18 protein-coding genes are annotated in these 26,963 nt (G+C 56.1%); 11 read left to right on the top strand and 7 right to left on the bottom strand.

Going from position 1 to position 26,963, the window contains the following annotated elements; all coding sequences use genetic code 11:
• Nucleotides 1–11: 11 nt before the first annotated feature.
• From BN3795_RS07315 to BN3795_RS07280, 8 genes are all read left to right on the top strand, one after another.
• The gene (locus BN3795_RS07315; RefSeq protein ID WP_068784028.1) at nt 12–713 is read left to right on the top strand and encodes a response regulator transcription factor; all 702 of its coding nucleotides are present in this window, start codon (nt 12–14) and stop codon (nt 711–713) included.
• Complete coding sequence (locus BN3795_RS07310; RefSeq protein ID WP_068784027.1) at nt 706–1,815, top strand: sensor histidine kinase; 1,110 nt, start codon at nt 706–708, stop codon at nt 1,813–1,815. The genes BN3795_RS07315 and BN3795_RS07310 overlap by 8 nt, the downstream gene beginning before the upstream one ends.
• Nucleotides 1,816–1,913: 98 nt before the next feature.
• Nucleotides 1,914–2,828, top strand: a complete 915-nt coding sequence (locus BN3795_RS07305; protein WP_068784026.1) for a carbohydrate ABC transporter permease — start codon at nt 1,914–1,916, stop codon at nt 2,826–2,828.
• Nucleotides 2,829–2,918: 90 nt separating this feature from the next.
• Nucleotides 2,919–3,773, top strand: coding sequence for a carbohydrate ABC transporter permease (locus BN3795_RS07300; protein WP_068784080.1), 855 nt, complete (start codon nt 2,919–2,921; stop codon nt 3,771–3,773).
• A gap of 18 nt (nt 3,774–3,791) precedes the next feature.
• Nucleotides 3,792–4,949, top strand: coding sequence for an efflux RND transporter periplasmic adaptor subunit (locus BN3795_RS07295; RefSeq protein ID WP_068784025.1), 1,158 nt, complete (start codon nt 3,792–3,794; stop codon nt 4,947–4,949).
• A 41-nt stretch (nt 4,950–4,990) separates the two neighbouring features.
• Nucleotides 4,991–6,310, top strand: coding sequence for an extracellular solute-binding protein (locus BN3795_RS07290; protein WP_068784024.1), 1,320 nt, complete (start codon nt 4,991–4,993; stop codon nt 6,308–6,310).
• A gap of 185 nt (nt 6,311–6,495) precedes the next feature.
• On the top strand, nt 6,496–6,852 hold the full coding sequence (locus BN3795_RS07285; protein ID WP_068784023.1) for a PadR family transcriptional regulator: 357 nt from the start codon (nt 6,496–6,498) through the stop codon (nt 6,850–6,852).
• Nucleotides 6,830–7,858, top strand: coding sequence for an HAAS signaling domain-containing protein (locus tag BN3795_RS07280; protein WP_068784022.1), 1,029 nt, complete (start codon nt 6,830–6,832; stop codon nt 7,856–7,858). The genes BN3795_RS07285 and BN3795_RS07280 overlap by 23 nt, the downstream gene beginning before the upstream one ends.
• Before the next feature lie 71 nt (nt 7,859–7,929).
• Here the strand turns inward: BN3795_RS07280 and BN3795_RS07275 are convergent, their stop codons facing one another.
• The 7 genes from BN3795_RS07275 to BN3795_RS07245 form a co-directional block, all read right to left on the bottom strand.
• A complete protein-coding gene (locus BN3795_RS07275) occupies nt 7,930–9,300 on the bottom strand; it encodes a sodium/glutamate symporter family protein (RefSeq protein ID WP_068784021.1) in 1,371 nt (456 codons plus the stop codon).
• 22 nt (nt 9,301–9,322) lie between these two features.
• Nucleotides 9,323–10,522, bottom strand: a complete 1,200-nt coding sequence (locus BN3795_RS07270; RefSeq protein WP_068784020.1) for a lysophospholipid acyltransferase family protein — start codon at nt 10,520–10,522, stop codon at nt 9,323–9,325.
• Between the two features lie 101 nt (nt 10,523–10,623).
• Nucleotides 10,624–12,660 carry an S-layer homology domain-containing protein gene (locus BN3795_RS07265; protein ID WP_068784019.1) on the bottom strand — a complete coding sequence of 679 codons (2,037 nt, stop codon included), beginning with the start codon at nt 12,658–12,660 and terminating at the stop codon, nt 10,624–10,626.
• A 180-nt stretch (nt 12,661–12,840) separates the two neighbouring features.
• On the bottom strand, nt 12,841–14,244 hold the full coding sequence (locus tag BN3795_RS07260; protein ID WP_068784018.1) for an NAD-dependent malic enzyme: 1,404 nt from the start codon (nt 14,242–14,244) through the stop codon (nt 12,841–12,843).
• A gap of 3 nt (nt 14,245–14,247) precedes the next feature.
• The gene (locus tag BN3795_RS07255; protein WP_068784079.1) at nt 14,248–15,516 is read right to left on the bottom strand and encodes a Glu/Leu/Phe/Val family dehydrogenase; all 1,269 of its coding nucleotides are present in this window, start codon (nt 15,514–15,516) and stop codon (nt 14,248–14,250) included.
• Between the two features lie 1,968 nt (nt 15,517–17,484).
• Entirely contained in the window at nt 17,485–19,056 is a 1,572-nt protein-coding gene (gene pruA, locus BN3795_RS07250) for an L-glutamate gamma-semialdehyde dehydrogenase (protein WP_068784017.1), read from the bottom strand.
• Nucleotides 19,057–19,089: 33 nt separating this feature from the next.
• Nucleotides 19,090–20,004, bottom strand: coding sequence for a proline dehydrogenase family protein (locus BN3795_RS07245; RefSeq protein ID WP_068784016.1), 915 nt, complete (start codon nt 20,002–20,004; stop codon nt 19,090–19,092).
• 228 nt (nt 20,005–20,232) lie between these two features.
• Between BN3795_RS07245 and BN3795_RS07240 the strand changes: the two genes are divergently transcribed.
• The 3 genes from BN3795_RS07240 to BN3795_RS07230 all read left to right on the top strand — a co-directional run bounded on the left by BN3795_RS07240 (nt 20,233) and on the right by BN3795_RS07230 (nt 26,937).
• Entirely contained in the window at nt 20,233–22,068 is a 1,836-nt protein-coding gene (locus BN3795_RS07240; protein ID WP_068784015.1) for a sigma-54 interaction domain-containing protein, read from the top strand.
• A gap of 128 nt (nt 22,069–22,196) precedes the next feature.
• Nucleotides 22,197–23,615 (top strand): hypothetical protein, encoded by a 1,419-nt coding sequence (locus tag BN3795_RS07235; protein ID WP_068784078.1) that lies wholly within the window; start codon nt 22,197–22,199, stop codon nt 23,613–23,615.
• A 166-nt stretch (nt 23,616–23,781) separates the two neighbouring features.
• Nucleotides 23,782–26,937, top strand: coding sequence for a hypothetical protein (locus BN3795_RS07230; RefSeq protein ID WP_232729867.1), 3,156 nt, complete (start codon nt 23,782–23,784; stop codon nt 26,935–26,937).
• Nucleotides 26,938–26,963: the final 26 nt, after the last annotated feature.

Below are 26,963 nucleotides of genomic sequence, written 5' to 3'. Positions count from 1 at the left end.
GCGAGGGATCGATGAAACCCATCACGGTATTGATTGCGGATGACGAGGCGGAAATTGCCGATTTGATCGAGCTGCATCTGGCCCGGGAAGGGTACCGCTGCATCAAAGCATCCGACGGGCAAGAGGCGCTGGATATCATCCGGACGCAGTCGGTGGATTTGGCCATCTTGGACATTATGATGCCGAAGATCGACGGGTATGAGGTAACCCGGCAAATCCGCGAGCAGCATCATTTGCCGATTATTTTTCTAAGCGCCAAAGCAACCGATCTCGATAAAATCACCGGTCTGGTACGCGGAGCCGACGATTATATGACCAAGCCGTTTAACCCGATGGAACTGGTGGCGCGGGCGAACGCCCAACTGCGGCGTTTCATCCAGCTGAATCCGTCGGTCGCCGCCCCGGCGGACGAGCCGGTGCTGGAGGCCGGAGGGCTCGTGATCCATCCCGAGCAGCGGACGGTGTTCCTGTACGGCGAACCGGTGGAACTTACGCCTAAGGAGTTCGACATTTTGGTGCTGCTCGCCAGCCATCCGAAGAAAGTGTTCAGCTCGGAGCATATTTTCGAGAAAGTCTGGGGCGAAGCGTATTATGAGGGCGGGAATACGGTCATGGTGCATATTCGGACCCTGCGCAAGAAGCTGGGGGAAGATCAGCACAAGACCAAGCTGATCAGAACCGTCTGGGGAGTAGGGTATTCGTTCAATGGATAATTACGCGGACAAACCGAAATTTCGCAGCTTTCGCTTTCAAATGATCCGGTTGTTCGGACTCAGCATGCTGCTGTCCGCCGGGACGACCTTTCTGATTTACCTGGCGTTGCGGGAGTATTACCACACGCTGCTCCGCGAGGACCCGCTGTATGATGTCCGTCGGATCATACGTGAGATCGGCGACGTTAATGTATTTTTGATTATTTTTATCCCGCTGTCGTTCTTATACTTCTATCTGCTTACCCGGCGTTACGTCGCGTATTTTCGGGAAATTTCCCGGGGGATCAACCAGTTGGCGGGGGGAGACTTCACGAATCGGGTTCATGTTCCTTCCGGCGATGAGTTCGGAGAGATTGCTCGGGACATTAATCTGGCCAGCGAGAAGCTGCAGCAGGCGGTGGAATGGGGGGAATTTGCCGAGAACAGCAAGGAGCAATTGGTGCTGAACTTGGCTCATGATCTGCGAACCCCGTTAACCTCTGTCATCGGATATCTGGACTTCATCCTGCAGGGCAAAGATTTAACCGCCGAGCAAATGAAGCATTACACCACGATTGCCTACACCAAGTCGGAGCGACTGGAGAAGCTGATCGACGAGCTGTTCGAAATTACGCGAATGAATTACGGCAAGCTGAATATCCACCGCCGGCCGCTGGACTTGAACGAGCTACTGATCCAATTAACCGAAGAGATGTATCCTGTATTTGAGAAAAATGAGCTGACCGCCCGGCTGGAAACCGAACCGCAGCTCATGATCTCCGGCGACGGCGACTTGCTCGCCCGCGTCTTTGAGAACCTGCTGTCCAATGCCGTTCGTTACGGCAAAGACGGAGAGCACATCGACGTCCGCGGTCGTCTGGACGGGGGAGAGGTTGTCGTGCGCGTCACCAACTACGGGGATTCCATCCCCCCGGATGAGCTGCCGCACGTGTTCGATATGTTCTTTACCGGCGATCGGGCGCGCACGCACCAGGAAGGCAGCACCGGGCTGGGGCTGTTCATCGCCAAGAACATTGTGGAGCAGCATGAAGGCGCCATTGCGGTGCGAAGCGATCTGATCCGTACGGAGTTCGAGGTTCGTTTGCCGAAACTTGAGGGTTGAATTCGGCTCAATTTAAGGAAAATTTTAGATTTACCCCACTTTTGATTTTAACAGTCCGCCTTAAGCTTGAAGAGGAAGAACGGCAGGAGGATTGGGAAATGAAAAAGTGGGTTTTTTGTCGTGCGCCCAAAAGCCGGGCTTCAGGTTTTGCAAGGTGGCGTCGCAGGGATGCCGCGGCGGCCGGGTTGTTTCTGGCCCCGAGCGCGGTCGGGTTCGCGGTCTTTTATCTGATCCCGTTTGGCATGAGTCTCTTCACCTCCTTCCGGAGCGGAGCCGCCGGCGGAAGCTTCGTCGGGTTGGCGAATTACCGCGAACTGATGGCCAGCGATTCGTTCCGGAAGGCGGCGGCCAACACGCTGTATTTCAGCGCGCTTGGCGTTCCGTTATTGCTGGGATTATCGCTGGGACTGGCCTTGCTGTTGAATCGGCAGATTTACCTGAGGAAATGGCTGCGCACCTCTTACGTGCTGCCGCTGGTCGTTCCGGTGGCGTCGGTCATCCTCATCTGGCAGATGGTGTTTGATTGGAACGGGGTCCTGAACTACCTCCTCGGTCATTTCGGTATCGAGCGCGTGGACTGGATGAAGAGCAGTGCCGCCCGGTATGTCGTCATCGCAGCGTATTTGTGGAAAAATCTCGGCTACAACGTCATTTTGTTTCTGGCCGGCTTACAGCAAATTCCCCGGGATTACTACGAGACTGCGCAGGTGGAAGGCGCCGGCGCGGCCCGCCGGTTTTTCGGCATTACGCTCGTTTACTTAACGACAACAACGTTCTTCGTGGCGATCATGTCAATCATCAATTCGTTTAAGGTATTTCGGGAGACGTATTTGCTGGCGGGCGATTATCCGCACGATAGCATCTACATGCTGCAGCATTACATGAACAACATGTTCGTATCCATGGACATCCAGAAACTGACGGCTGCCGCCGTCCTGATGGTCGCCGCCATCCTGGCGATTGTCCTGGGCTTGTTCGGGCTGGAACGCCGATACCGGCACTTCATGGAATAGAGGGTCGGCTTCATCCAACCTTCTCGGTCCTGAGAACCGACATGGAACGCGCGTATATAGGAGGTGTCGGGCGTGCATGCGTTCAAAACGATGCAAAAGGCTTTGTTGACAGGGGTGTTGGGCGTATTCGCCGTGCTGCTCCTGTTCCCCGTCGTCATTACATTCACCAACTCGCTGATGAGCGAACAGGAGCTTGAAATCAATTACGGTCCGATCGGGGAACTGACGGCGGCCACTTCGACCGGAGCCGATACCTTCGTTAACCTGAAATGGGTGCCCGATCAGGCGACCTTGGCGCAATACGGCCGTCTGTTGGTGTATACCCCCAATTATTTGCTGATGTTCTGGCATTCCGTGGGGTTGGTCTTGCCGATCATCGCCGGACAGACGGCGGTGGCGGCGCTGGCGGCTTACGCGCTGTCGATACTGCGGTTTCGCGGCCGGGACGCCATTTTCCTGATCTACTTGCTCTCGATGCTGATGCCCTTTCAAGTGACGCTGGTCCCGAATTATCTGATGGCCGATTGGCTGGGACTGATCCACCGCCCGGCGGCGGTGATTCTGCCCGGCATCTTCGCGGCGTTCGGGGTCTTTCTGCTGCGCCAATTCATGCTGCATATCCCGTACGCCTATATCGAAGCCGCCCATATCGACGGTGCCGGTCATCTGCGGATCTTCCTGACGATCATCCTCCCGATGGTCAAGCCGGGAATTGCCGCGCTGGTGGTTCTGCTGTTCGTTGATTACTGGAATATGGTCGAGCAGCCGCTGATTTTTCTGGACCCGCTTCGGCAGCCGTTGTCGGTCTTCCTATCGAGATTAAGCGGCGAGTGGGGGATCGCCTTCGCCGCTTCGATGTTGTACATGTCGCCGATGGTGCTGCTGTTCCTTCACGCCGAATCGTATTTCATCGAAGGCGTGCAGCTGTCCGGAATCAAGGGATAGGAAGGAGAAAGACGCGTCATGGAACTCGCGAAAGATCAAACGGATCGCAAACGCAAAAAAATGATTTTAACTGCTTTTACGGCATTGATGGGGGGCTTGCTGTTTTTCACATTTTTCAGCAATACGCTGCAATCCATGACCTTGCCGAAGGTCCGAACGAACCCGGCGTCGGCCGGCGGACTCACCTATCGGCTGACGGGAAGCGGGATTTTGAAGCCAGCGAAGCAGGCGGAACTGGCGAACCCGGCAGGATGGAAGGTCCGGAAGGTGCTCGTAAAGGAGGGCACCATGGTTAAGGAGGGCCAGAAGCTTGTGTTATACGATAGTGCCGCCGCCGAGAGAGAATTGGAGGATGAACTGGCACAGTTCAAGAAACAACGAATCGCGCTGGAAACGATACAGGATCAGTTCATTGAGGCCACGGTCGGCGGAGACGAGACCGGACTCCGGGAGGTTAAGCGTGAGCTGGAAACGCGCAAGCTCGACCTCCAGGTGCAGGAGCGGAAAATCGAGGGGCTGCGGGAGCAGCTAAGCCGCCAGCGGGAGATTGTGGCCCCGTTTGATGGAGTGGTCGCGGAGGTGAACGCGGCGGCAGGATTGGCTTCCGCCTCCCTCCCGGACGTGGTGGTTTCAAGCGGCAGCGCGGGCTACCGTGTAGACATCACCGGAGATGCCGGGGTGATCGACCGCCTCGGGATCGCAACCGGCCAAGCGGTGGCGGTCGAGGTTGCCGGCACCGCCGAACGGCCGGCCCACCGGCTGGAGGGAACGATCGAGGAGATCGCCGATGCGGACCCACGGCCGGCCGGTTCGCCGTCAGACGGTGCCGAAACGGCGGCGGTGCCGCAAAGACGCCTGCGTATCCATGCAGCTGCTCCCGGCCTGAAGGGAGGGGAGCAGGTTTCAGTCCGGCTGGAGCAGACATCCTCCGAGCAGGGCTGGGTTGTTCCGAACGAAGCGATTCACCGCGACGGCAATACGCGTTTTATTTTCAAGGTGGAGGAGCAGCGCGGAGCGTTGGGCAACGTATTCGTAGCCCGGAAGGTGCCGATCGAAACGATCGGGACGAATGAAGAAGAAACGATGATTCCGGCAGACCTTCTCTATGAAGGAGAGCGAATCATTTTGGAGAGCAGCGAACCTTTGCAGGACGGTAACCGGGTTCGTTTGCAATAAAGATAGGCGAGAGAGAGATGAAACATAGGAGGGAATGACCCATGAAAAAACGAATGGGAACGACAATCATCGTGGCGCTGATGGTTTCGATCGCTTTGGCTGCATGCAGCAGGGAGACGGAAAATGCCGGGAAGAAACCGGCCGGAGAAGGGGGCAAAACCGTTCTTACCTTATCGGTTCAGGAGGCAACCCCATTCTATGCGGCGCTGGAACGGAAGTTCGAGGCCGAGTACCCGGACATCGACCTGACCCTTCAGGCCTATAAGCAAGCCGGAGAGGAGTGGAAGGCCGGCGAAATCGAGGAATACCGCAAATCGGTCAACACCGCGCTGCTCTCAGGGCAGGGGCCGGACGTCATTGAAATGAGCAGCCTGCCGATCGGCGACTACGTTGCCAAAGGCCTGCTTCAGAACATGGATACGCTGTTAAGCGGTGATTCGTCCATCAAGAAGGAGGAGCTCCAACAAAACATCCTGGACGCCACGAAGGAGAACGGAGGTTTATATGCGATTCCGGGCGGCTTTTCTCTGAGAGCGTTCATCGGTGACGGAGAGGCGTTGAAAGAGGCGGAAATCCAGGAGAAAACCTGGACCTGGCAGGATTTTGCCGAAATGGCGAAGACGTTGACGCAAGGGAAAGATAAGACCTTTGCCATGGCGGAATACCCGCCGGAAATGCTGATGCAGGAAATGACGGTGGATAACTATGCGACCTATGTCGATACGAACAAGAAGCAAGCCAAGTTCGATTCTTCGGAATTCATAGCGCTGCTGCATCAGGTGAAGCAGATGTACGACGATGGCGTGATGACCGCAGATCCGGCGGGGCCGGGGAAGCAGCTGTTTTATTCCGACGTGCTGCGTGACCCTGTGGATGTCATTCACGTGCCTCACCAGTATTTCGAACGTCCAATCTTTATGCAGAAACCGCATAGCCCGGATCAATCCGGCACGATGCGAATCATTCCGGACACCTTGTTCGGGATCCGGGCGAATTCGGCAGTTCCGGACGAAGCCTGGAAGCTGATCCGTTTTCTCCTGTCGGAGGAGGCGCAGAAGATGCCGGAGCGCAGCGGCTTCTCACTGCTTTCTTCGGTCAACGAACAAAAGCTGGACGAGATGCGGCAGCAGGTTGCGGAGGGCAGCTATAAACTGCCTGATGGAACCTTGGTCAAGGCGGAGGGCGAGGAATTCGACCGTTTTCGTCAGATGCTGGATGCGGTGGACCCATATTCGCCGCTGGACGCCAAGGTGATCTCCATCGTTGGCGAGGAGTCGCTCGCCTTCTTCAGCGGTCAGAAATCCGCAGAGGAAGCCGCGAAGCTGATGCAAAACCGGGCGACGACATTTCTGAACGAATAAAAGAAAGCAGACCGTTGAACCTGAATTTTCGGAAGGTCCTGCCTCGTGATGAGGCAGGATTTTTTTGGTTTAAGTTAGGCGATGCCTATTGCTTGATATCAAACAATAGTGTATGATGCATAGTATAAGTTATATTGTACGACACACAGTATATGCGAAACAGTATTAAACAACGAGGTGGAAGGATGAATGACTTACTGAATTCGATGATCACGGAGCTCCGCCGCGGAACGCTGACCTTGGCGGTGTTAAGCCAACTGCGGACGCCGCAATACGGGTATTCGCTGGTTCAACGGTTGGAGCAGTCGGGGATCACGATTGACCAAAGCACCCTTTACCCGCTGCTGCGCCGACTGGAGAAGCAGGAGCTGGTGACGAGCAGTTGGGACACGTCGGAGAGCCGGCCGCGCCGCTATTATGTGCTAAGCCCGTTTGGCGTCGAGATTTTCGAGCAGTTGAAGCTGGAGTGGGAGAAGACCTCCCAGGAGCTGTACACGTTGTTAAAGGGGGAGAAGATCGATGAATCCATCAAAACTGATTGATCTGTACATTCAGGAAGTAACCCGCAGGCTGCCGGAGCGAAACCGGGAGGATATTGCGCTGGAGCTGCGCTCCACGATTGAGGATATGCTGCCGGAGGGATATGGCGAAGCCGAAGTGAAGGAGGCCTTGGCCAAACTAGGCGACCCGGCCATGCTGGCTGCGCAGTACCGGGATCAGCCGGCGTACCTGATCGGGCCGCGTTTCTATGACGCCTATGTTCAAGTGATGAAGATGGTTGTTCCGATCGCGATTGTCATCGCACTCCTTTCATTGGTCGCCAACCAAATTATTATGTATTCAGATGAAACGGCCCTGTTTAATACGGCGGCTGTCTTCATGGGCAAGGCCATTTGGGGGGTGCTGGAAACCGGGATCCAGGTCGCCTTTTGGATTACGCTGCTTTTTGTCGTTTTGGAGCGCACCGGGGCAGGTAAGGAGCTGCCGTTTAATGCGAAGTTCAAGCCATGGACGCCGGAGGATCTATACGATGTTCGCGATATTCCGAAGGAGAAAGAGATCAAGAAAAGCGAAGTGTTTTTTGGCCTGTTGTGGACGGCGATTTGGGGCTGCGCGTATTTTTACGCGGATCGGTTGATTGGCGTTTACGAAAACGGCCGTTTCGGATTTGAAGTGACGACTCCGGTCTTTAATCAGGAGGTGCTGCTCTCCTATTGGCCGTTTGTCGTGGTGGTTCTCGTGCTGGACGTCGCTCTGGCGATCTATAAATGGGTCGTTTCCCAATGGACTGTGCCCGTCGCATTCCTGAACGTGGCCAACCACGTCCTTTCGCTCGTGGTGTTCGGCGCAATGATCCTGAATCCGGAGCTGCTGTCCCCAGGTTTCACCGCGAAAATGGAGGAGATTTTCGGACCTCAACCATGGGGAGTGTCCGGCTTCGGTTCCGAATGGATCATGTGGTTGGCGTTGTTTGCCTGCATGTTAGCCGCGGTCCTCGACAGCTACCAGGGGTTCCGCAAAGCGAACATCTCCAAACCGGCGAAATAACGCCGTCATGACAAATCCCCACTCTCTTGGTGAAGAGGGTGGGGATTTTCAGCGATTGCGTGTCCCCCGGCTTAGGCGGCCGCTTTTCGGGAGCGGTAGAGCAGCACGCCCAGCAGGATGACGAAATATAGGAACAGCGCCGCAAAGGTGTACAGGTACATCATCGGCTGATTTTGCAGGTACCCGACGATCGGGATGTTCAAAATCAGCAGCAGCGGGAACCCGAACATGATCGCGCTTGCGCTGCCCATGACCAGATTGTCCGTTGTATTCGACTGGAATTTCGGATCGACGGCTTTGACGAGCGCCAGTCCGGTGGAGATCGTTCCGGTCAACATGCCGTAAAAACCGAGAATGTTCGGCAGTTTATCCTCCGGCAGCACCCGCGGCACCAACCATACCATAAACCACACGGTAACCAACCCGCCGACCGTCGTCAGGATCAGCACCGGCGTCAGATACTGCTTCAAGGCGTAAATCGAGATCGCCGCGATCGAGGCGGCGATCATGTAATCGAAGGATAAACCGGAGATGCGCTGCAATAGATAGTTGTTAGGGGAATGCTCCAGCTGAAAGCCCGCCTGCTTCCAGCGGTTGAGAATCCACCGGAACAACATCGCATACAGGCTGCCGATCAGGAAGTGGAAGCCGATCAGCAGTTGGGCCAGCGTTTCGCCATAGGTGCCGAGCGGGGTCAGCACCGCCTCCAGCCCGCGTAACGTGATATAGGTGACGAGATAGATAAAACCAATTAGCGCAATTTGGTAGGTCAGCTTATCGATCGCGTCGCTAAGCGGAATTTCGCCTTCTTCCGATTTTTCCGTGACCTCGGTCCGTTCCTTATGGGAGCCGGAGGCGGCCGCCTGTTTAAATTTCGGATGGCGGATGAGGAAATTCATCAGGATGATGCCGGGAATCACGGCCCAGATAAAACCGAACCCGGCGATGGTCAGACCGAGATTGCCGCCGCCTTCAAGCCCTAACGCCTCCCAACGGCTGCCGATCGAATAAGCCTGGCCCGGACCTTGCCCATACCCGAGAGGGAGGAGCAGACCGATCCCCGGGAACATCCCGGGATAGAAGAGCTCCGTCAGCAGCAAAAGCAGCCCGAACCCCACCAACCCTTGAATCAGGTAGGTAGACACGATCAGCATCCCGGACCTCATCACCGCCGGACTGTTCGTCACCTCCCGTTCCTTGAGGGAGAGAGCGATGAACCCAACGGCCATCAGGTGATAGACGAGCTGACCCAGGCGGTCGATATCGAACTGGAGCCAGCCGAGCAGCTCCGGGCCGACGAGCAATCCGAGGATGCCGGCGACCATGGAGGTGGGGACGATTATTTTACGAAGCAGCGGAATGCGCGCCTTGAGGATGGCCGACACGACCATCAACAGGGAGAGAAGCGTAAAGTCAATCACGAACGACCATGAATGATCCAAGGGGAGAACCTCCTAAGTTATGCTAGGGTGTACGCTGTTCCAGCGCGTTGATAAATTGAAGCCATTTGTAAGCCGAGGTGCGCGGTTGGTAGAACAGGAAGCGGTACAGCTTGTCCCCGGCGTAAAATTCAAGTTTATGGTGAAGTTGTACATTGAGGCCTTCCAGCTCGGCAAACGGGAAGGAGTATTCTGGCCCGGCGTCACCCTGAAAAGTCAGTGAAGCTTCCCGATCGGCGCTCCATCGCAGCTGCCCCGTTCCCCGCGATTGAAAGGGCTGTTCCCCTTCGGAAACATACATATGTACAGGATCGCGCATGACGGGTTCCCAGGCGGCCAGTTGTCCCGGTTCTTGGATCGCTTGCTCGAGCCGTTCCAGCTGCCAGCGGTTCCAGTCCCGCGTGGTGGTAAACCGCAGGGGATGGGTGAAGGGGGCGAACTTGCCTTGCGGCGTGTAGCGAACCGTGTAGCCGCAGGCTGTGCAGCCGAACAAGTCTTGTTCGGAGCGGAGTCGGCCCGGTGCCTCGCAGTGCGGGCAAATAAACAGCAGGCGCTCCAGGTAATGAGCCGGGGCTTTGCCGTAATAAGCAGCGCCTGTTAGAGACTGCCACTCCGCCTCGTCATGCGCCAACGCTTCCGTCAGCATTTCGTGAATGGCTTCCGGTGTATGGTTTGCGAACGCACCGGCGTCCCATTTTTTCACCAATGAGATCCGGATCGGACCTCGGCGAGGGCTCTCCGCCCAACGGGGGAACGACAGGTGGCCGCCGGAAATGGTCGCGATGACCACCGGAACATCCAGCATCTTCACCAGCTTGGCCGTGGAGTAAATGAGCGGTTCGGTCATCCCGTCCCAGTTCCGGTTGCCTTCCGGGAACAAGCCGATGACTCGCGCGTGCTGCTTGGCCTTCAACATACCGCGGATCGTTCGCGTGTCGTTTTTATATTTGGTTTTGGGGATTGCTCCGGTATAATTCAGCAGTTTGGCGAGCAGCGGGTTGCGGAACAGGGAGGCTCCGGCCACGAAGCTGATGGGCTCGTCCACATAGCAGTTGATGTACAGCGGGTCCCAGTTGGTTACATGGTTCGCCAAAATCAGATAAGGCGGCTTCAGCCCTACCGTATCGTTACGCTCGACTTTCATGCGGGAACGGCTCCGAATGATCGCGCGCGCTGCGAACAACACCAATCGCTGCACGAGTTTCCCCGGTTTTTTTATACTCACGAGTTCACTTCCTGAGGTCATTTTTGCGATAAAATACATTAATATTGTTATATCATATTTTGAAGAAAAGAACGGCCGAGAGGCCGTTCTTGGGGGAGACTTTAGGGAATGACGATCTCCTTGATTCCCTCGCTAAGGTTCAGAGGAAGGTTGGCATAATCCGTGCCGTTTATCGCTAGGATGCGGAATTTCCCGGGTTTTTTGAAATCATACTTCGCCATCGTCTCCGGCTTGAATTGGATGCGTAATTGCGTGCTGCTTACTGGGGATAAGGTATATCCCACGGGATCAATATTCACCGTATCCATGAAATCACCGGAAGCGGAGTAACCCAGCGTAAGACTGGACGGGAACGCCTCACTCGGGAGATCTTCGCTAAACGTTAGGGTGATGCTGCCCTCCGCGTGATACGTTGCATCGGTTACGGTCGGCGGGGTCTGATCCCCAATAATCGGCAAATCCTTGCTTGCGACGAGGATATCAAGGTTGATCAGATTCAACGTCAATGCCACCTGGCTGTTCTCCTCCAGCGCTTCAAGCGGTCGAATCACCACGCCCGCTGGTGACGGGACGACTTCAATCAGTGGCGATTCGCTAACCAGCCTGAGAAGCGCGAGTTCGTCGTTGGTTTCCGGGTCAAGGACGGAGAAAATATAGGTGTCAGGGTGATATTCCAGCTTCTGAACGACCTGATTTCGAGTCACCTGCACGAAATCCTGGATATTTCTGAGCGGGTACTGATAGATTCCCGTGTCGGAGTCGGTCAATGTGACTTCGGACCCCGATGTTGATCCGCTATTAAGGACCAGCTTGGCTCCTTCGGTTAGCTGAAGCTCCAGTTCAACTGGCTGCGGCACTTGGGCTTTTTTGAAGACGGATATCGCTTCTTGGAGTGTCGCGGCTGCGTTATTAAGGTCGGATGGGGTGGATGCGGGATTAATTAGGACATTTTGAGCGGCCATCATGGCATGTTTCAGCTCTTGAATGGCAAGCCCGGGGTAATTTCCGGGTTCGTCTCCCTCAACAGCCGTATTCGCCAACAATTGAGCTTCGGCAACCAGATCCTGCAGGCTTTTTAGCAAGACCAGGGCTGTAGAAGGTTCAGACACATTTCCCGCTGCATCTACCGCAAAAACCCGGTAACTCCCGGCGGACAACCCGGTGGTTGGGATATTTGCGTTGATATTGGCCGAAGTGGCGATGACGCCGCGGCCGGAACTGTACGAATCCAGCTCGGACTTTGTTCTTGGAGTGGTTGAGTTAGGAATGAGATAAAGGGTGCCTGACTCGCTGCTTCGGGCAATCACAGGAAGCCCAATGGTTACGGGTGTGTTGGAGACCAGTGTCACCGTCGGAGCGGTCACATCAGGCTGCGGAGTGCTGCTGCCACCGCCGCTGCTGCCGCCAGAGCTAGGGACGGACGTTGCTGGCCCTGGCCCTGCAGGCTTGTCCGGCTCGGTTGGAGCGGGCGTCTCCTCTGTGGAAGAGGACGGACTGGCTTCGGTTTGCTTCTTGATCTCTTCGTTTTTCTTCATAAACTTGCTGGCCACCAAGGCCACCGCTTGTCGCTCCGCACTTCCGGTAGGGTCAAATTGACCGTTGCCAACACCCGAGAGTAAACCCAGTTCCATCGCCGCGGCTACCGCATCCTTCGCATAATCGGAAATATGGTTCGCATCGGAAAAGGACAGGTTGGCGCCTTTACCGGTGGCATCGATACCCAATGCTCGCACGAAAATAACCGCCATGTCTTGCCGCGATAAGTTTTGACCGGCACCAAAGACTCCATTTCCGTAGCCATTAATTAAGCCGACTTCCGCCGCAGCTTCGATATACTTATACGCATAGTGATCGGCAGGTACATCCCTGAAGGTAGCTGTCGCCGGGGCTTGAGCCAAATCCAGGTTCAGGGCTCTGGCAAGAAGGATTGCGAAATCCTGCCGCTCGATTTTCCCTGTGGGATCGAATTTCCCGCCCCCCTTTCCGTTTAGGATCCCTGCGTCGACCAGTTCCTGAATAGCTTCTTTCGCATAAGAACCCTGGATGTCCGATAAGTCAGTTGCTGCATGGGCCGGCAGCGCGATGGCGCTGAGCAGGGCGGCGCTGGTCATGACTTTGACGTAAAGCCTCTTGTTCATCTGTACGCTCCTTTCGTTTCATCAAATTTTTACAAGGATGTCTCGATATTTGTCTAAAATTAATATATATCAAATTTAAAATCATGCAATCTAATTTTAAACGTCTTTTTCCGGGCACAAAAAAACCCTTGCTGCGAAGGCAGTAAGGGCAGGAAGAGGAGGGTTCTCCCCTCCGTATTGTCACCGAAAATCTGGGGGGATACGCCGAGCCACACCGGTAGCCATTGCCGCATCGATAACGGCTTTACGCACAAGCGGGACGACCTGGTCGTTAAAAATGCTCGGGATGATATACTGCTCGTTCCGCTCCGCGTCGGTGACGGCAGAAGCGATCGCTTCTGCGGCGGCGAGCTTCATCGCCTCATTTACCACGCGCGCCCGACAATCCAGTGCGCCGCGGAATATGCCGGGGAACACGAGCACGTTGTTGATCTGGTTCGGATAATCGCTTCGGCCGGTTGCAAATACGGCCGCATGCACCAACCCCACCTCGGGATCGATTTCCGGCTGCGGGTTGGCGAGCGCAAACACGATGGGCTGTTCGTTCATCGATTGCAGATGCTCTCCGCGCAGCAGGTTGCCTGCCGAGACGCCGATAAACACATCGGCGCCGGGGAGGATGTCCTGCAGCGAACCGGGCCGACTTTCCACTTGCGGCTGCTCCGCCAGCCACTGCCACATCGGGTATCGGTACGATCCGCCGCGGACAATCGCCCCCTCCTTGTCCACCGGAGCGAGCTGGGTTACGCCGGCGGCGAGCAGCATTTTGCAGATGGAGACCCCGGCCGCCCCCACACCGCTCACCACAACCCGAACTTCGGACATCGTTTTGCCGACGACCTTCAGCGCGTTGATCAATCCCGCAATCACCACAACCGCGGTTCCGTGCTGGTCGTCATGGAAGACCGGGATGTCCAGTTCTTCCGCCAGTCGCTGCTCTATTTCAAAACACCGTGGGGAGCTGATGTCCTCCAGGTTTATTCCGCCAAAAATCGGGCTGACCGCTTTGATCGTACGAATGATCTCCTCCGTATCGCTCGTATCGAGGCAGAGCGGGAAGGCGTCGACCCCGGCCAGTTGCTTGAACAGCATCGCCTTGCCTTCCATAACCGGCGCAGCGGCGTACGGGCCGATATTGCCGAGCCCCAGCACAGCGGTGCCGTCCGTGATGACCGCCACGGTGTTGCGCTTGATCGTCAGCGAGAACGCCTTGTTCGGGCTCTCATGGATCGCCGTGCAGACTTTAGCGACCCCAGGCGTGTACACCTGCGACAGATCGTCGCGGTTGCGGATCGGCATCGTGGGTTCCATCGTGATTTTGCCGCCGAGATGCATGAGGAACGTGCGGTCGGAGACGTTGATCAGCCGGACGCCATGCAGCTTGCGCAGCGCTTTGACGAAATCCGTTTCCTCCCGATCTCCCGTATCGACGGTGATATCGCGCACCGAGGACCCTTTGGCCGAAGAGATGACATCGATCGAAGTGATATCTCCGCCTGCACCGCTCACCGCAGCGGCGACATCGCCGAAGCTGGCCTGTTTATGGTCGAGCTCCAACCGGATAATAATTAAAGTACGTGCCATTGCTTATACCCACCCCCGCCATTTAACCGCCTCGGTCATTCGCTTCAGCCCAACGATATAGGCAGCCAGACGCATGTTCACCCGGCGCGTCGCCGAGGTCTGATAAACCTTGTGAAAAGCGTCCACCAACAGCTGCTCCAGCTTCGCGTTGACTTCCTCCAGCGGCCAGTAGTAACCCTGATTATTTTGCACCCACTCGAAATAGGATACGACCACGCCGCCCGCACTCGCTAGGACATCCGGCACAATCAGAACCCCGCGGTTGGACAAAATTTCGGTCGCCCCATAAGTCGTCGGGCCATTGGCCGCTTCGACGATCAGCTTCGCTTGAATGTCCGGCGCGTTCTGCTCGGTAAGTTGATTCTCGATCGCCGCCGGCACGAGGATGTCGCACGCCTTCACCAGCAGTTCCTGATTCGTAATCCGGTTGGGATAAAGATGAGTCACCGCGCCAAAAGAATCCCGCCGATCCAGCAGCTCCGGAATATCGAGCCCGTTCGGATCGTACAGCGCGCCGCGCGCGTCCGCGATGCCTACGATGACGGCCCCGGCATCATGCAGGAACTTCGCCAGGTAGCTGCCGGCGTTGCCAAAGCCCTGGATGATGACCCGCGAGCCTTCCACCGCCATCCCGGCCATCTTCGCGGCCTCCTTCAGTACGATCGTCACGCCAAGCGCCGTTGACGATTCCCGCCCATAAGAGCCGCCGAGCACCAGCGGTTTGCCGGTGATGAAGCTGGGCGAGTCGAACTCGCGGATGCGGCTGTACTCGTCCATCATCCAGGCCATCACCTGCGAGTTGGTGTAGACATCGGGCGCGGGGATGTCCTTGGCCGGCCCCACCATCTGGCTGATCGCCCGGACGTACCCGCGGCTGAGCGCCTCCAGCTCCCGCATCGACATCGTCCGCGGGTCGCAGGCGATCCCGCCTTTGCCGCCGCCATAGGGCAGCGACACGATGCCGCACTTGATGCTCATCCACATCGACAAGGCCTTGACTTCCTCGGCCGTGACCTCGGGGTGGAACCGCACGCCGCCTTTGGTCGGCCCGATCGCGTCGTTATGCTGGGCGCGGTACCCGGTAAAGACCTGGACGGAGCCGTCGTCCATCTTCACCGGAATCCGTACGGTCAGCATCCGCAGCGGCTCCTTGAGCAGGTCGTACATCGCCGGCGGCTCGTTCATCGTCTCCAGCGCCATCCGGATCACCTGCTGAGTGCCGGTCAAAACGTCCGTATTTTCCGAAAGTTTTCGTTTCCCGTTCATAATCATGGGTTCCCCTTCTTTCGATCCGTTATGGGGGTGATTCTTGAAATTCAGCAAAAGCACATCCTCTAGCACAAAGCAGACTTGCCATCGTGGCCGCTGTGGCTATAATGCTCAACAATTGACCGACAAACTAGCTGCCGTAGCTCTAACGCTCGACAAGTGACCAACTAACTCACCGCCGTGGCTCTGATGCACGACAATTGACCAACTAACTCACCGTCGTGGCACCGATGCTCGACAATTGACCAACTAACTCACCGCCGTGGCACTGATGCTCGACAAGTAGACCAACAAACTCCTGCCGTAGCTCTAACGCTTGCCACAAACCTTAAACGGGCTAAAAACGCCGATTTGGAATTCTAACGCTGATCACAGAGCTTATTTCACGATTTTACTGGTGAAACACGGTGTTTTCGCTCAAATAGCGTGTCTCAGCGTCGTTAGAAATTTAGTCGGGGCGAAATCCCCACAATAGCGTGTCTCATCAGCGTTAGAGCAGGCAGGGGGGCGAGCAGTAAGCGAGTGCGAAAGCAAACAGTAGGTGGCCAAGCAGCGAGCGAGTGCGAAAGCAAACAGTAGGTGTCCGAACAGTGAGCGAGTAGTAAGTTACCACCGTGACATCAGCGCTCACCATATGATCCAACCAAACAAACTCATCGCCGTAGCTCTGATGCACGACAATTGACCAATCAACTTGCTGCCGTGGCACCGATGCTCGAAAAGTGACCGACTAACTGCTGCTGTAGCTCGGATGCTGGACAAGTGGGCCGACTAACTAGCTACCGTAGCTCTGATGCACGACAATTGACCAATCAACTTGCTGCCGTGGCACCGATGCACGACAATTGACCAACCAACTAGCTGCCGTGGCACTAATGCTCGACAAGTAGACCAACAAACTCCTGCCGTGGCTCTAACGCTTGCCACAAACCTTAAACCGGCTAAAAACGCCGATTTGGAATTCTAACGCTGATCACAGAGCTTATTTCACGATTTTACTGGTGAAACACGGCGTTTTCGCTCAAATAGCGTGTCTCAGCGTCGTTAGAAATTTAGTCGGGGCGAAATCCCCACAATAGCGTGTCTCATCAGCGTTAGAGCAGGCAGGGGGCCGAGCAGTGAGTGAGTGCGTTAAAGCAAGCAGTAGGTGGCCGAGCAGTGAGCGAGTAGTAAGTTACCGCCGTGACATCAGCGCTCACCATATGATCCAACCAAACAAACTCATCGCCGTAGCTCGGATGCTGGACAATTGACCAATCAACTTGCTGCCGTGGCACTGATGCTCGACAAGTAGACCAACAAACTCCTGCCGTGGCTCTAACGCTTGCCACAAACCTTAAACCGGCTAAAAACGCCGATTTGGAATTCTAACGCTGATCACAGAGCTTATTTCACGATTTTACTGGTGAAACACGGCGTTTTCGCTCAAATAGCGTGTCTCAGCGTCGTTAGAAATTTAGTCGGGGCGAAATCCCCACAATAGCGTGTCTCATCAGCGTTAGAGCAGGCAGGGGGGCGAGCAGTGAGCGAGTGCGAAAGCAAGTAGTAGGTGTCTGAGCAGCGAGTGAGTGCGAAAGCAAGCAGTAGGTGTCCGAGCAGTGAGCGAGTGCGAAAGCAAGCAGTAGGTGTCCGAACAGTGAGCAAGCAGTAGGTGCCCGGGCAGCGAACGAGCGAGCCAGTAAGCTGGTAAGCAAACAAGACCTAGCGAAGCGCCCCCGGCCAGCGGCAACCCCAGCCAGCGGCGACCACTGTCCAGTGGCCAGGCCCCGCGCCGAGGTCAGGTCCCCCTGCGGGGTGACCGGCGATCAAGCTCCGCACCGATCCAAGGTCACCCGGCTCAGGCAGCCGGCGATCAAACCGGTCGGCGAGTTGGGTCACCCGGCGAACGACCGGCTGTCAGAAGACCGGCGGCCATTCGACCTCGGAGGAGCAGCCCCCCTTAGGCGGGCTGGTTGCTGCCTGCTTCCTCTGCTACAGTTTCCGCGAGGTCAGCTTGGCTTGGGTGAACAGCAGCAGGTAGTCGTAGCCGCCGGCCTTCGAGTCGGTTCCCGACAGGTTGAAGCCGCCAAACGGGTGGGCGCCGACCAGCGCGCCGGTGCACTTGCGGTTGATGTACAGGTTGCCGCAGTGCATCGATTCCAGCGCTTCGCCGATGCGATCCTCCTCCCGGGAAAAGAACGAGCCCGTCAGCCCAAACTCGGTGTCGTTGTACATCGCGATCGCCTCGCGCCAGTCCTTCGCTTTGCCGATAGCCAGCACCGGCCCGAAGATCTCCTCCTGCATGATACGGGCCTTCCCGTCAACGCCGGCGAACACGGTGGGTTCGATATAGTAGCCGTTGCCTGCGGCTCGTTGTCCCCCCGTAAGCAGTTGCCCCTCTTGTTTGCCGATCTCGATGTAATCGAGAATTTTACGACAAGAGGCCTCGTCAATCACCGGCCCTACCGCTTTGTTCTGCTCAGGCAGTCCGATCTCGAGCTGCTTCGTCAAACGCACCACTTTCTCCACCACCTCATCGTAGACGGACGCCACGATCAATGCGCGCGACCCGGCAGAGCATTTCTGCCCCTGGTAACCAAAAGCCGAAGCCACGATGGCTTGCGCAGCCGCATCCAAATCCGCCGTTTCATCGACGACTATGCCGTCTTTGCCGCCCATTTCGGCGACCAGTCGCTTGATCCAGATCTGCCCCGGCGCCGGATCGGCCGCCAGTTGACTGATGCGAAGCCCGATCTCTTTCGAGCCGGTGAAGCTGATGAACCGCGTTTTCGGGTGCATGGTCAAGTAGTCGCCAACCTCGGCACCGCTGCCCGGAATGAAGTTCAGCACTCCGGCGGGCAGGCCCACCTCCTCCATCAGCGCGGCGAACTTGTAAGCAATCACCGGCGTGTTGGAGGCGGGCTTGAGCAGCACGGTATTCCCGGCAACGATCGCTGCCGAAGTCATGCCGACGCAAATGGCCAGCGGGAAATTCCACGGGGGAATCACGATGCCTACGCCCAGCGGGATGTAGGTCAGCCGGTTGTGCTCCCCGGGAACCGGAGTCAAAGGCATCGTCTCGTTGATCTCGCTCAAGCGGATCATTTCCCGCGCGTAGAAATTCAGGAAGTCAATCGCTTCCGCCGTATCGGCGTCGGCCTCCGCGTAGTTCTTGCCCGCTTCGAGCACCATCAGGGCGGAGAATTCATGCTTCCGCTCCGTCATGAGCTCGGCAGCCTTCAGCAGGTACTGCGCGCGTTCGCGGGGCGGGACTGTTTTCCACGACTCAAAAGCTTCGAGCGCCGCCTGCATAGCTTGCTCCGCCAGCTCCTGATCCGCCTTGCTGACCCAGCCAATCGTCTCATCGAGGTTGCCGGGGTTGATCGAGTGGATTTTTGCCTCCGTAAACAGGTCCCTGCCGCCGATCTTCAAAGGAATCTCCCGACCCAGCTGTTCCGACTTCACGCGAGCGATCGCGGCTTCCATCGCCTGCCGGGCCGACTCCTGACGGAAATCGGTAAACGGTTCGTTGCGGAAAACTTCCAATTTTGCCGTTGGGCTCATAAGGCGCGCTCCTTTACGAATGGAATTTGTGAATTATTTAAACAAATTCTTCAAGACAAACCACACGTTGGCGGGACGTTCAGCAAGGCGGCGCATAAAATAACCGAACCAGTCGCGGCCAAAAGGAACGTAGACCCGCACCTTGTAGCCTTCGCGAACGAGGGCAAGCTGCAAATCCTCGCGGATGCCGTACAGCATCTGAAATTCGTAGCGGTCCGGCGGCACCGCCAAGTCTTGGATCGTTTGTTTGGCGTAGTCAATGATCTGGGAGTCATGAGTTGCGATAGCGGCATAACCGCCGTTCTTGAGATGAGTGGAGATGAGGCGTTTGAAGTTTTCATCAACATCCGACTTGGACGGATAGGCAACCGTAGGCGGCTCTTTGTAGGCGCCTTTGACAAGGCGAAGGTTCGGCTGGAGAGGTTGGAGAGCGTCTACGTCGTCCAGGGAGCGATACAAGTAAGCTTGGATAACGATGCCCACATTGTCGATTTGCTCGCGCAGGCGTTTGTAAATGGAGATCGTTTTAGCGCATTGGGCAAAATCCTCCATATCGATCCGCACGAACAACCCGTGCATCCGGGCCCGATTCAGGATCGTGGTCAGGTTGCTCAAACCTACCTGCTCGCTGATCCCAAGCCCCAGCGATGTGAGCTTCAGCGAGAGAGTGGCTTTGACGCCGGCTTCGGCGATGGCGTCCAACGTCTTGAGGCACATCCGCGTGGACAGTTCCGCTTCGGCTTCAGTGGAGACGAATTCGCCGAGATGGTCGAGCGTAGCCTCCCGGCCGGTCGCATTCAGCACGCGTACGGCATCGATCGCACTTTCGATGGTCTCCCCGGCCACAAACCGGGCGGCGCCGAAGCGAAGACCGTATCGGCGGGCCATGCGGCCGGCGGACTGGCTTTTGGCGAAGGATTGAAACAAGGTTCGGAGTAACGCATCCATAGGCATCCATCCTTTTCCAATTCTCATTGTACACAAAATATACAATATTTTAGATTTTTGAACAATATACATTGAAAAAATAAACAAAAAAGATTTGAAACAACAATAAAGTGTTCAATGTTGAACAATATCGAAATGGCCACCCACCTATCTTTAAGGCTGGAATATTGAACCCAACCCGTATTCATGTTAGATTTACAAGTAAAATTTCATGTGTGCGAGGTTGTTATGTTCAATCATGAACGGATATCGTACCGGCAGGGTGTGGTTCAACTGAAGCCGGAGGAGGAAATGAAAGGGCTGCTCGAAGTACTGCGGGACGGCCGGGCGGCGGTTGTCGAAGAGGGCGGAGTACGACATCTGCTGACGCCGGAAGACACCGAGTTGCTGGAAGCCAAGGCTATAGGTGTGCAGACCGTTGGTGAAGGGCTGCGGCATAGCGGAACCAGGTTCGCCGTTTCGTTCACATTGCGCGATTCGGAACTGACGCTCCCGGTCAGCGAACTGGTATCGCGGTGGTCCGGCGCGGATGTGAGCGGCCGGCCGGCGTTAGTGACGGAGGATGGACGGGAGCCTCTCGGGTACCTCCCGCTGATGGACTTGCTGAAGACTGTGGCAGAACGGCAACAGCGGACGGAGGCATATTTCGACGGCCTGTTGGAGACCGTCAGCGATGCGGTTACCGTCGTTGACCGGAACGGGACCGTGATCGGCTGGAACGCGGTGGCGGAAGAAGTGTACGGCATCGCCAAAGCGGATATCGTGGGCCGCACGATCGGGGAGCATTTTGATCCGGATGCACTGGTCGTGCTGGGCATTCTGGATGAAGGTCGGCGGTTGCGCGGGGCGTACCATCGTCCGCGGGAAGGGACGCACGTGCTGATCAACGCGTCGCCGATCGTGGAGCCGGGCGGCGGGATCATCGGCGGCGTGGCAACCGAGCAGGATATCACGCATCTTGTGAAGCTGAACGACGAGTTGACGGTTGCAACGTCCCGCCTGTTGACGCAGCGGATCCATGACGAGGACCCGTTCGCCATGATCAGCGGACGCGGCGAAAGCATGGGCAAGGTCATCAAGCTGGCCAAAAAGCTGGCCGAAACCGACTCCGCCGTGCTGCTGATCGGAGAAACCGGGGCCGGCAAGGAGCAGTTGGCCAAGGTCATTCATCGGGCCGGCGTGCGGCCGGAGGGACCGTTCCTGTCGCTGAGCTGCGGGGCCATACCGGCAGGGCTGGCCGAAGCCGAGCTGTTCGGCTATCAGGGCGGCGCTTTTTCGGGACAGCCAACGGGTCAAGCCGGGCGACTCGAGACGGCGGACGGCGGCTCCATTTTCCTGAACGAAATCGAATGCCTGCCGCTGGATGTGCAGGAGAAGCTCGCCCAGTACATCAAACGCCGTGCGTTGACGCGAATCGGGGCTTCGGAAGCGGTGCCGGTATCGACCCGGATCTTCGCGGGCACCAGCCAGGATCTGGGGGAGCTCGTGCGGGCGGGCAAATTCCGGACGGATTTGTATTACGCGCTGAACGTGGTGTCGCTCAAGGTGCCGCCTCTGCGGGAACGCAGGGAGGACCTTGGCGCACTGGTGCAAATGTATTTGCGCGTCTTTTCACTGCAATACCAGAAGCCGCTTCCGGCCGTATCGCCGGAGGTCCTGCTGGCGTTCGTGAATTACGACTGGCCGGGGAACGTGAGCGAATTGCGGGCGGTGATTGAGCGGTGCGTTATTTTGAGCGACAACGAGCAAGTGACACTGGAGCATCTGCCGGAAGCGCTGCAGCGGCGGCAAGCCCAGCTGGAATTCGCAGCGGCGGTCCACACGGGCATGGCGTTTGGCACCGGAGCCGTCGCCGGTTCCGACAGTGGGCAGAAGCTATCCTCTTCCGAGCCGTCGGATCGGCTGGACAAGATGCTGCGCCCGCGGATCACCCCTGAGGAAGAAAGGGAACTGATGAAGGAAGCGCTGGAGCGTACGTTGGGCAACAAGAGCCATGCGGCCAAGCTGCTGGGAATCTCCCGGGGGACGCTCTATAAGAAAATCCGCGACTATAATTTGGTATAGATAACTTGATCTAGAAAATACTGCATATTTCGACGCCGACCATCTGTTCACTTCGACATGGCCGAACCCTTGCTTGGACTCCTGCATAGCATATAGCACATTTGCGGGAAAAGGGGCGTGACTCCATGATAGGGATAGAGTTGTCGGCGATTCACTATGTATACCTGGCGTTCATTTTCTTGATTATGGCGTTGTTAATCAAGCGGCGCGATACGACGATGATATGCGTGGTGGGGATTTTTACGCTGGGGCTGCTTGCGACGGAAACGCTCAGCGGTTCGGTCTCGGGCATCTTCAACTCGTTTATCTACGCAACCAAAGAGCTGATGGGGACGATCATGATCATCTCGATCATCGTGGCCATGAGCCGGGTGCTGATCCGCACGGGGATCAATGAAACGATGGTTGCCCCTCTGACGAGATTCATCCGAACACCAACGAGGGCCTATTGGGGCATCGGGATCATCATGATGGTCACTTCATTGTTCTTCTGGCCCTCGCCTGCAGTCGCGCTGATCGGCGCCGTCCTGTTGCCCGTGGCAATGCGCGTAGGGCTGCCGGCGCTGGGAGCAGCGGTGGCGATGAACTTGTTCGGGCACGGCATCGCCTTGTCCGGCGATTATATCATTCAGGGGGCACCGAAGCTGACGGCGGATGCCGCAGGCTTGCTTGTCAGCAGTGTGATGACGGCCAGTGTGCCGCTGGTCCTCGTCATGGGCCTGGTGAGCACGGTGACCGCCTTCTGGCTGATGCGCCGCGACCAGCGGAACGGGACGTGGCGCGACGGCCTGGTTGTCGGGAAGGGCACGGGTAGCGGGCTTGGCGAGGATCGTCCGGCAAGCCCGGAGGATCGTGCAGCCATCTCCCCGCAGGCTCAGAAAGGGCTGGCGATCCTGATCCCGCTGCTCTTCGCCGCCGACGTCGTCGCCATGTTCCTGCTCCATTTGCAAGGCGGCGACGCGACGGCGCTGGTAGGCGGCACGGCGGTGCTGATCCTGATTGGCGTGACGCTGCTGGCTCACCGGAATCGGGGCCTGGAGAAGGTGACCTCGTATCTGATCGAAGGGTTGACCTTCGGCTTCAAGGTGTTTGGCCCCGTGATCCCGATCGCCGCGTTCTTCTATCTTGGCGACGCGGCGTTCAAGGAGCTGTTCGGGCAGGTGCTCCCCGAAACGTCGCATGGGATCGTGAACGACCTCGGCGTGGCGCTGGCCGACGTCGTTCCGCTGAACGGCATCGTCGGCGCTGTGACCCTCGCCGTCACGGGAGCGATCACCGGCCTGGACGGCTCCGGCTTCTCGGGCATTTCGCTGGCCGGCTCGATCGCCCAGCTGTTTGGCACCGCCATCGGCTCCGGCACGGCCGTGCTGACGGCGTTGGGGCAGGTCGCCGCCATCTGGGTCGGCGGCGGCACGCTGATCCCGTGGGCGCTCATCCCGGCCGCCGCCATCTGCGGCGTGAGCCCGTTCGAGCTCGCCCGCCGCAACCTGAAGCCGGTGCTCATCGGCCTCGCCGTGACCACCGTGGTGGCGATGTTTCTGGTTTAACAAGGGAAAGAGAAGGCCAATCGTCCGTTTAACGTAGAAGCTAACTTCTTGATTAGAAGTTGGCTTTTTTCATTTTAGGTGCAATTTTCCTATTTAGTCACAATTCACAAAAAGTCGATATAAAGAATAGAACCTAATACTAAATATGGAAAGGGAGGAAACATGTATGAGGTTAAAGCGAGTTCTGTTTTCCAGTTTAGTTGTTTTGTTATTTTTGGGTAGTCTAGGGCCAGCATCGTTATCAGCGGAAGGGACAGCAGAGCAAACAACCAAGAATCTCACGAAATCGACTACCGTAACGAACAGTGTTTATTCGGTAACGGATAGTGTCTATAACTTGATGGCGGTTGAGAAAACGGAACTGGTCATTTTCCCGGGCGAAAGCGTTCAGTTTACGAATGATACCACCAGTCTGATTTCCATCTCAACGGACGCCAAGTCGAGCAATGCGATTCGCTATGATTACGTTTCTTATAACAATGAAGGAAAGGTCACCGCTGACGATTTGGCTCATACCGGGAGCGCAAGCGTGTACCCCAAAGGGGGAACTACAGTCATCACCGTGGATTACGGCAACCCCTTAACAGTCAACTTTAAGTCTGAGCTGTCATATTCCTATTCTCCGGTTCCTGCTTTATTGAAGAAGACCTTAACTCGCGGAGAGAGCTACCTCTTTTCCAATCAGGCCTATGCGGCAAGATCGATTATGAGCGATGCTACCTCGGCAAACGGAAAACGTTACGATTTTGCGGTATACAAAGAAGACGATACTTTGGAAAAATCAAGCTTTGATACGTATACCAAACCTTCATTTAGTGTCGGGGATACGATCATCCTTACGGGAGCTTCGGACGAGCCGGTAACGGTGGCCGTACCTTATGAGGGCTTCTATGGCTATGAAACCGATGAGCCGGCTTATGATAGCGTTGTGCTATATCCGGGAGAGAGCTACAAGTTTACCAATGTGGGTACGAAATCGGATAAAGTCGAACATGCGGGAACAACCAAGGACAAATTCGATTATGTCGTTTATAACGAGGAGGGCACGGAAACCTCCCGGGGAACGAGCAAAACGACCTTCCCTATGGTCGGGGTTGGAAGATATGTAGTGATTACGCTTGTAACCGAGAATCCGGTTCGTGTGGGGGCTCCGTATAGAACTTTTATGAGGGGAGAACGGGAAGATGAAGCGATTACCCGGATAACATTATCCCCTGGAGTGTCTTACAAATTCACGAATAACGGAACGCTCACCAATCCGGTCAACAATGACGCGAGAAAAGTGGACGGACTTTACGATTACACGGTGTACAGAGCAGATGGCAGCTTCTACTCTCAGGGCTTTGACTCGATCAGCACGCCACAATTGCCTGCAGGTGGATTTGCGATCATCACCGTCCAAGGCGCGGCTAACGTTACCTTCGATTATACCGACGACTTTTCCGCCGAACCCAGCGATGAGCCTTCACATTTTAGGGTAACTCTCTTGCCAGGAGAAAGCTATGAGTTCATCAATATCACTTCATCCGCACGGTATTTGCGCAGTAACGCGTCCTCCAGCAACCCATTTGACTGGGTGGAGTACTATCCCGACGGAACGCAGCAAGGCAAGCGCGAAAATACGTATACCGATACTCAGGTGTCTGGCGGCAACTCGATTGTGGTCACAGCTGTGTCCGCTCCGGTGACCTTTGGCGCTCACTATCGGCTGTTCTCGTGGAAGGGCAAGCCGGGCGAAGCGATTTCCAAGCAAATCATCCATTCAGGGGAAAATTATACGTTTAGCAACACCGGCAGCAAGGCGATTACGATAAACAGTAACGCACGCGAGGCCCAGGGGCTCTATGATGTCGCCGTCTATAGCGATGATGGCAGCGTCTACAATGTCACGTTCGAAGAGACGGGAAATGTGTCCATTCCTGCAGGGGGAGAGGCCATTATTACGGGGCAATCCGGCAGTCCGGTAACGATCTCTTATACCGACACGATCACCGTATCCCCCGCGGAGCACCCGGCTTTGCTGCGAGCGACTGTGGCTCCGGGGAACTCGTACACGTATATAAACATCAGCGGTGAACTGGAGCGTTTATACAGTAATGCTACGGCTACGAACGAGTTCTCTTATGTGGTCCGGCGTCCGGACGGTACCATTTCAAGCGATGGCCCGGCTCGCCATACTTATGTGCCGGTCCCGGCAGGTTACTCCGTTACGGTAACACCGCTTACGGCTTCCGTCACTTTTGGAGGAGTGTATACTTCGTTTACGGGTGCGCCGGGCGAAAACCCGGCAGTCCGAAAGGTCACTTTAAACAAAAATGAAAGCTATATGTTTATGAATCCAATGACCTCGTCGCTGACATTGGCCACTAATGCTTCCAAAGAGGCGTTGTCGAGGTTTGATTACGCCATGTATAGCTCCACCGGTAAACCGGAAAGAGCGGAGTTTGATCAGGTTGGTGACTTATCCGTTTTACCAGGCAGCCAGGTTGTCGTTACGGTAACTACAGACACCCCTGTTACTTTTACGTACGGACAAGCTGTTCAAGCAAGTCCGAGTGCGGAACCTGCGCTGCTGAAGCGCGTGTTGGAGTCGGGTCAGCGGATCGGATTCAAAAATAAAGGCGGCTTTGAGGCGAAGCTGACGACCAACGCCAGCACTTCGGCTAACCGGTACTTTGACTTTACGATTCTGGATGTAAACGGAAGTATCGTCCGGCAAGGGGATCAAACCGCGATCTCGTACGGTGTTCCCGCCGGAGGAACGATCCAAGTGAAGACGACTTCGGGCAACGCGGTTCTTTTCACGGCTCCTTATCGCAACTTCGAGTTTGTGGACGGACAGGAATACGTGTTTGAGGATTTGCTGCATCGTCAGGTTTTGTACGTGTATAAAGCGGCGGGCCAAAATGGCTATTACCGTTTTGAGGCTCCCGAAACGGGCCGTTATCGGTTTGCGACGAAAGAGCTGCAAAACTTTGCTTTGCAGCCGGTCATGACGCTGTACGATCAGCCGGATTTGCTTGTTCCGCTTGCGTCAAGCGGAGATGATGAGCAGGAGTTCGGCCTCGATTACACGGTGCTGGAATTTGATTTGGAAGGCGGCAAGACGTACTATTTGAAGCTTGTCGAGAAAAATGCCCTTCCGCTTGAATTGCAACTGATGGCTTCCATCATGGCGATGGCTCCGGAAGCGAAATTCAATTACCGGCCGGATGGACGGCTCACGGAGCTCCTTTTTCCAACCGGCGATAAGCTGATTTACAACTACGATCCGAATGGGAATCTGAAGAATCGGACGAAGAAAGTGTTTCCGTTCCAGTAAAGTGTGGCAGTTCCGCCAATATGAAA

The sequence above is a fragment of the Paenibacillus phocaeensis genome (assembly GCF_900021165.1).
GTDB lineage: Bacteria > Bacillota > Bacilli > Paenibacillales > Paenibacillaceae > Fontibacillus > Fontibacillus phocaensis.
The sequence above is the reverse complement of the archived record's forward strand: the minus strand, read 5'-3'. Positions and strand labels throughout refer to the sequence as shown.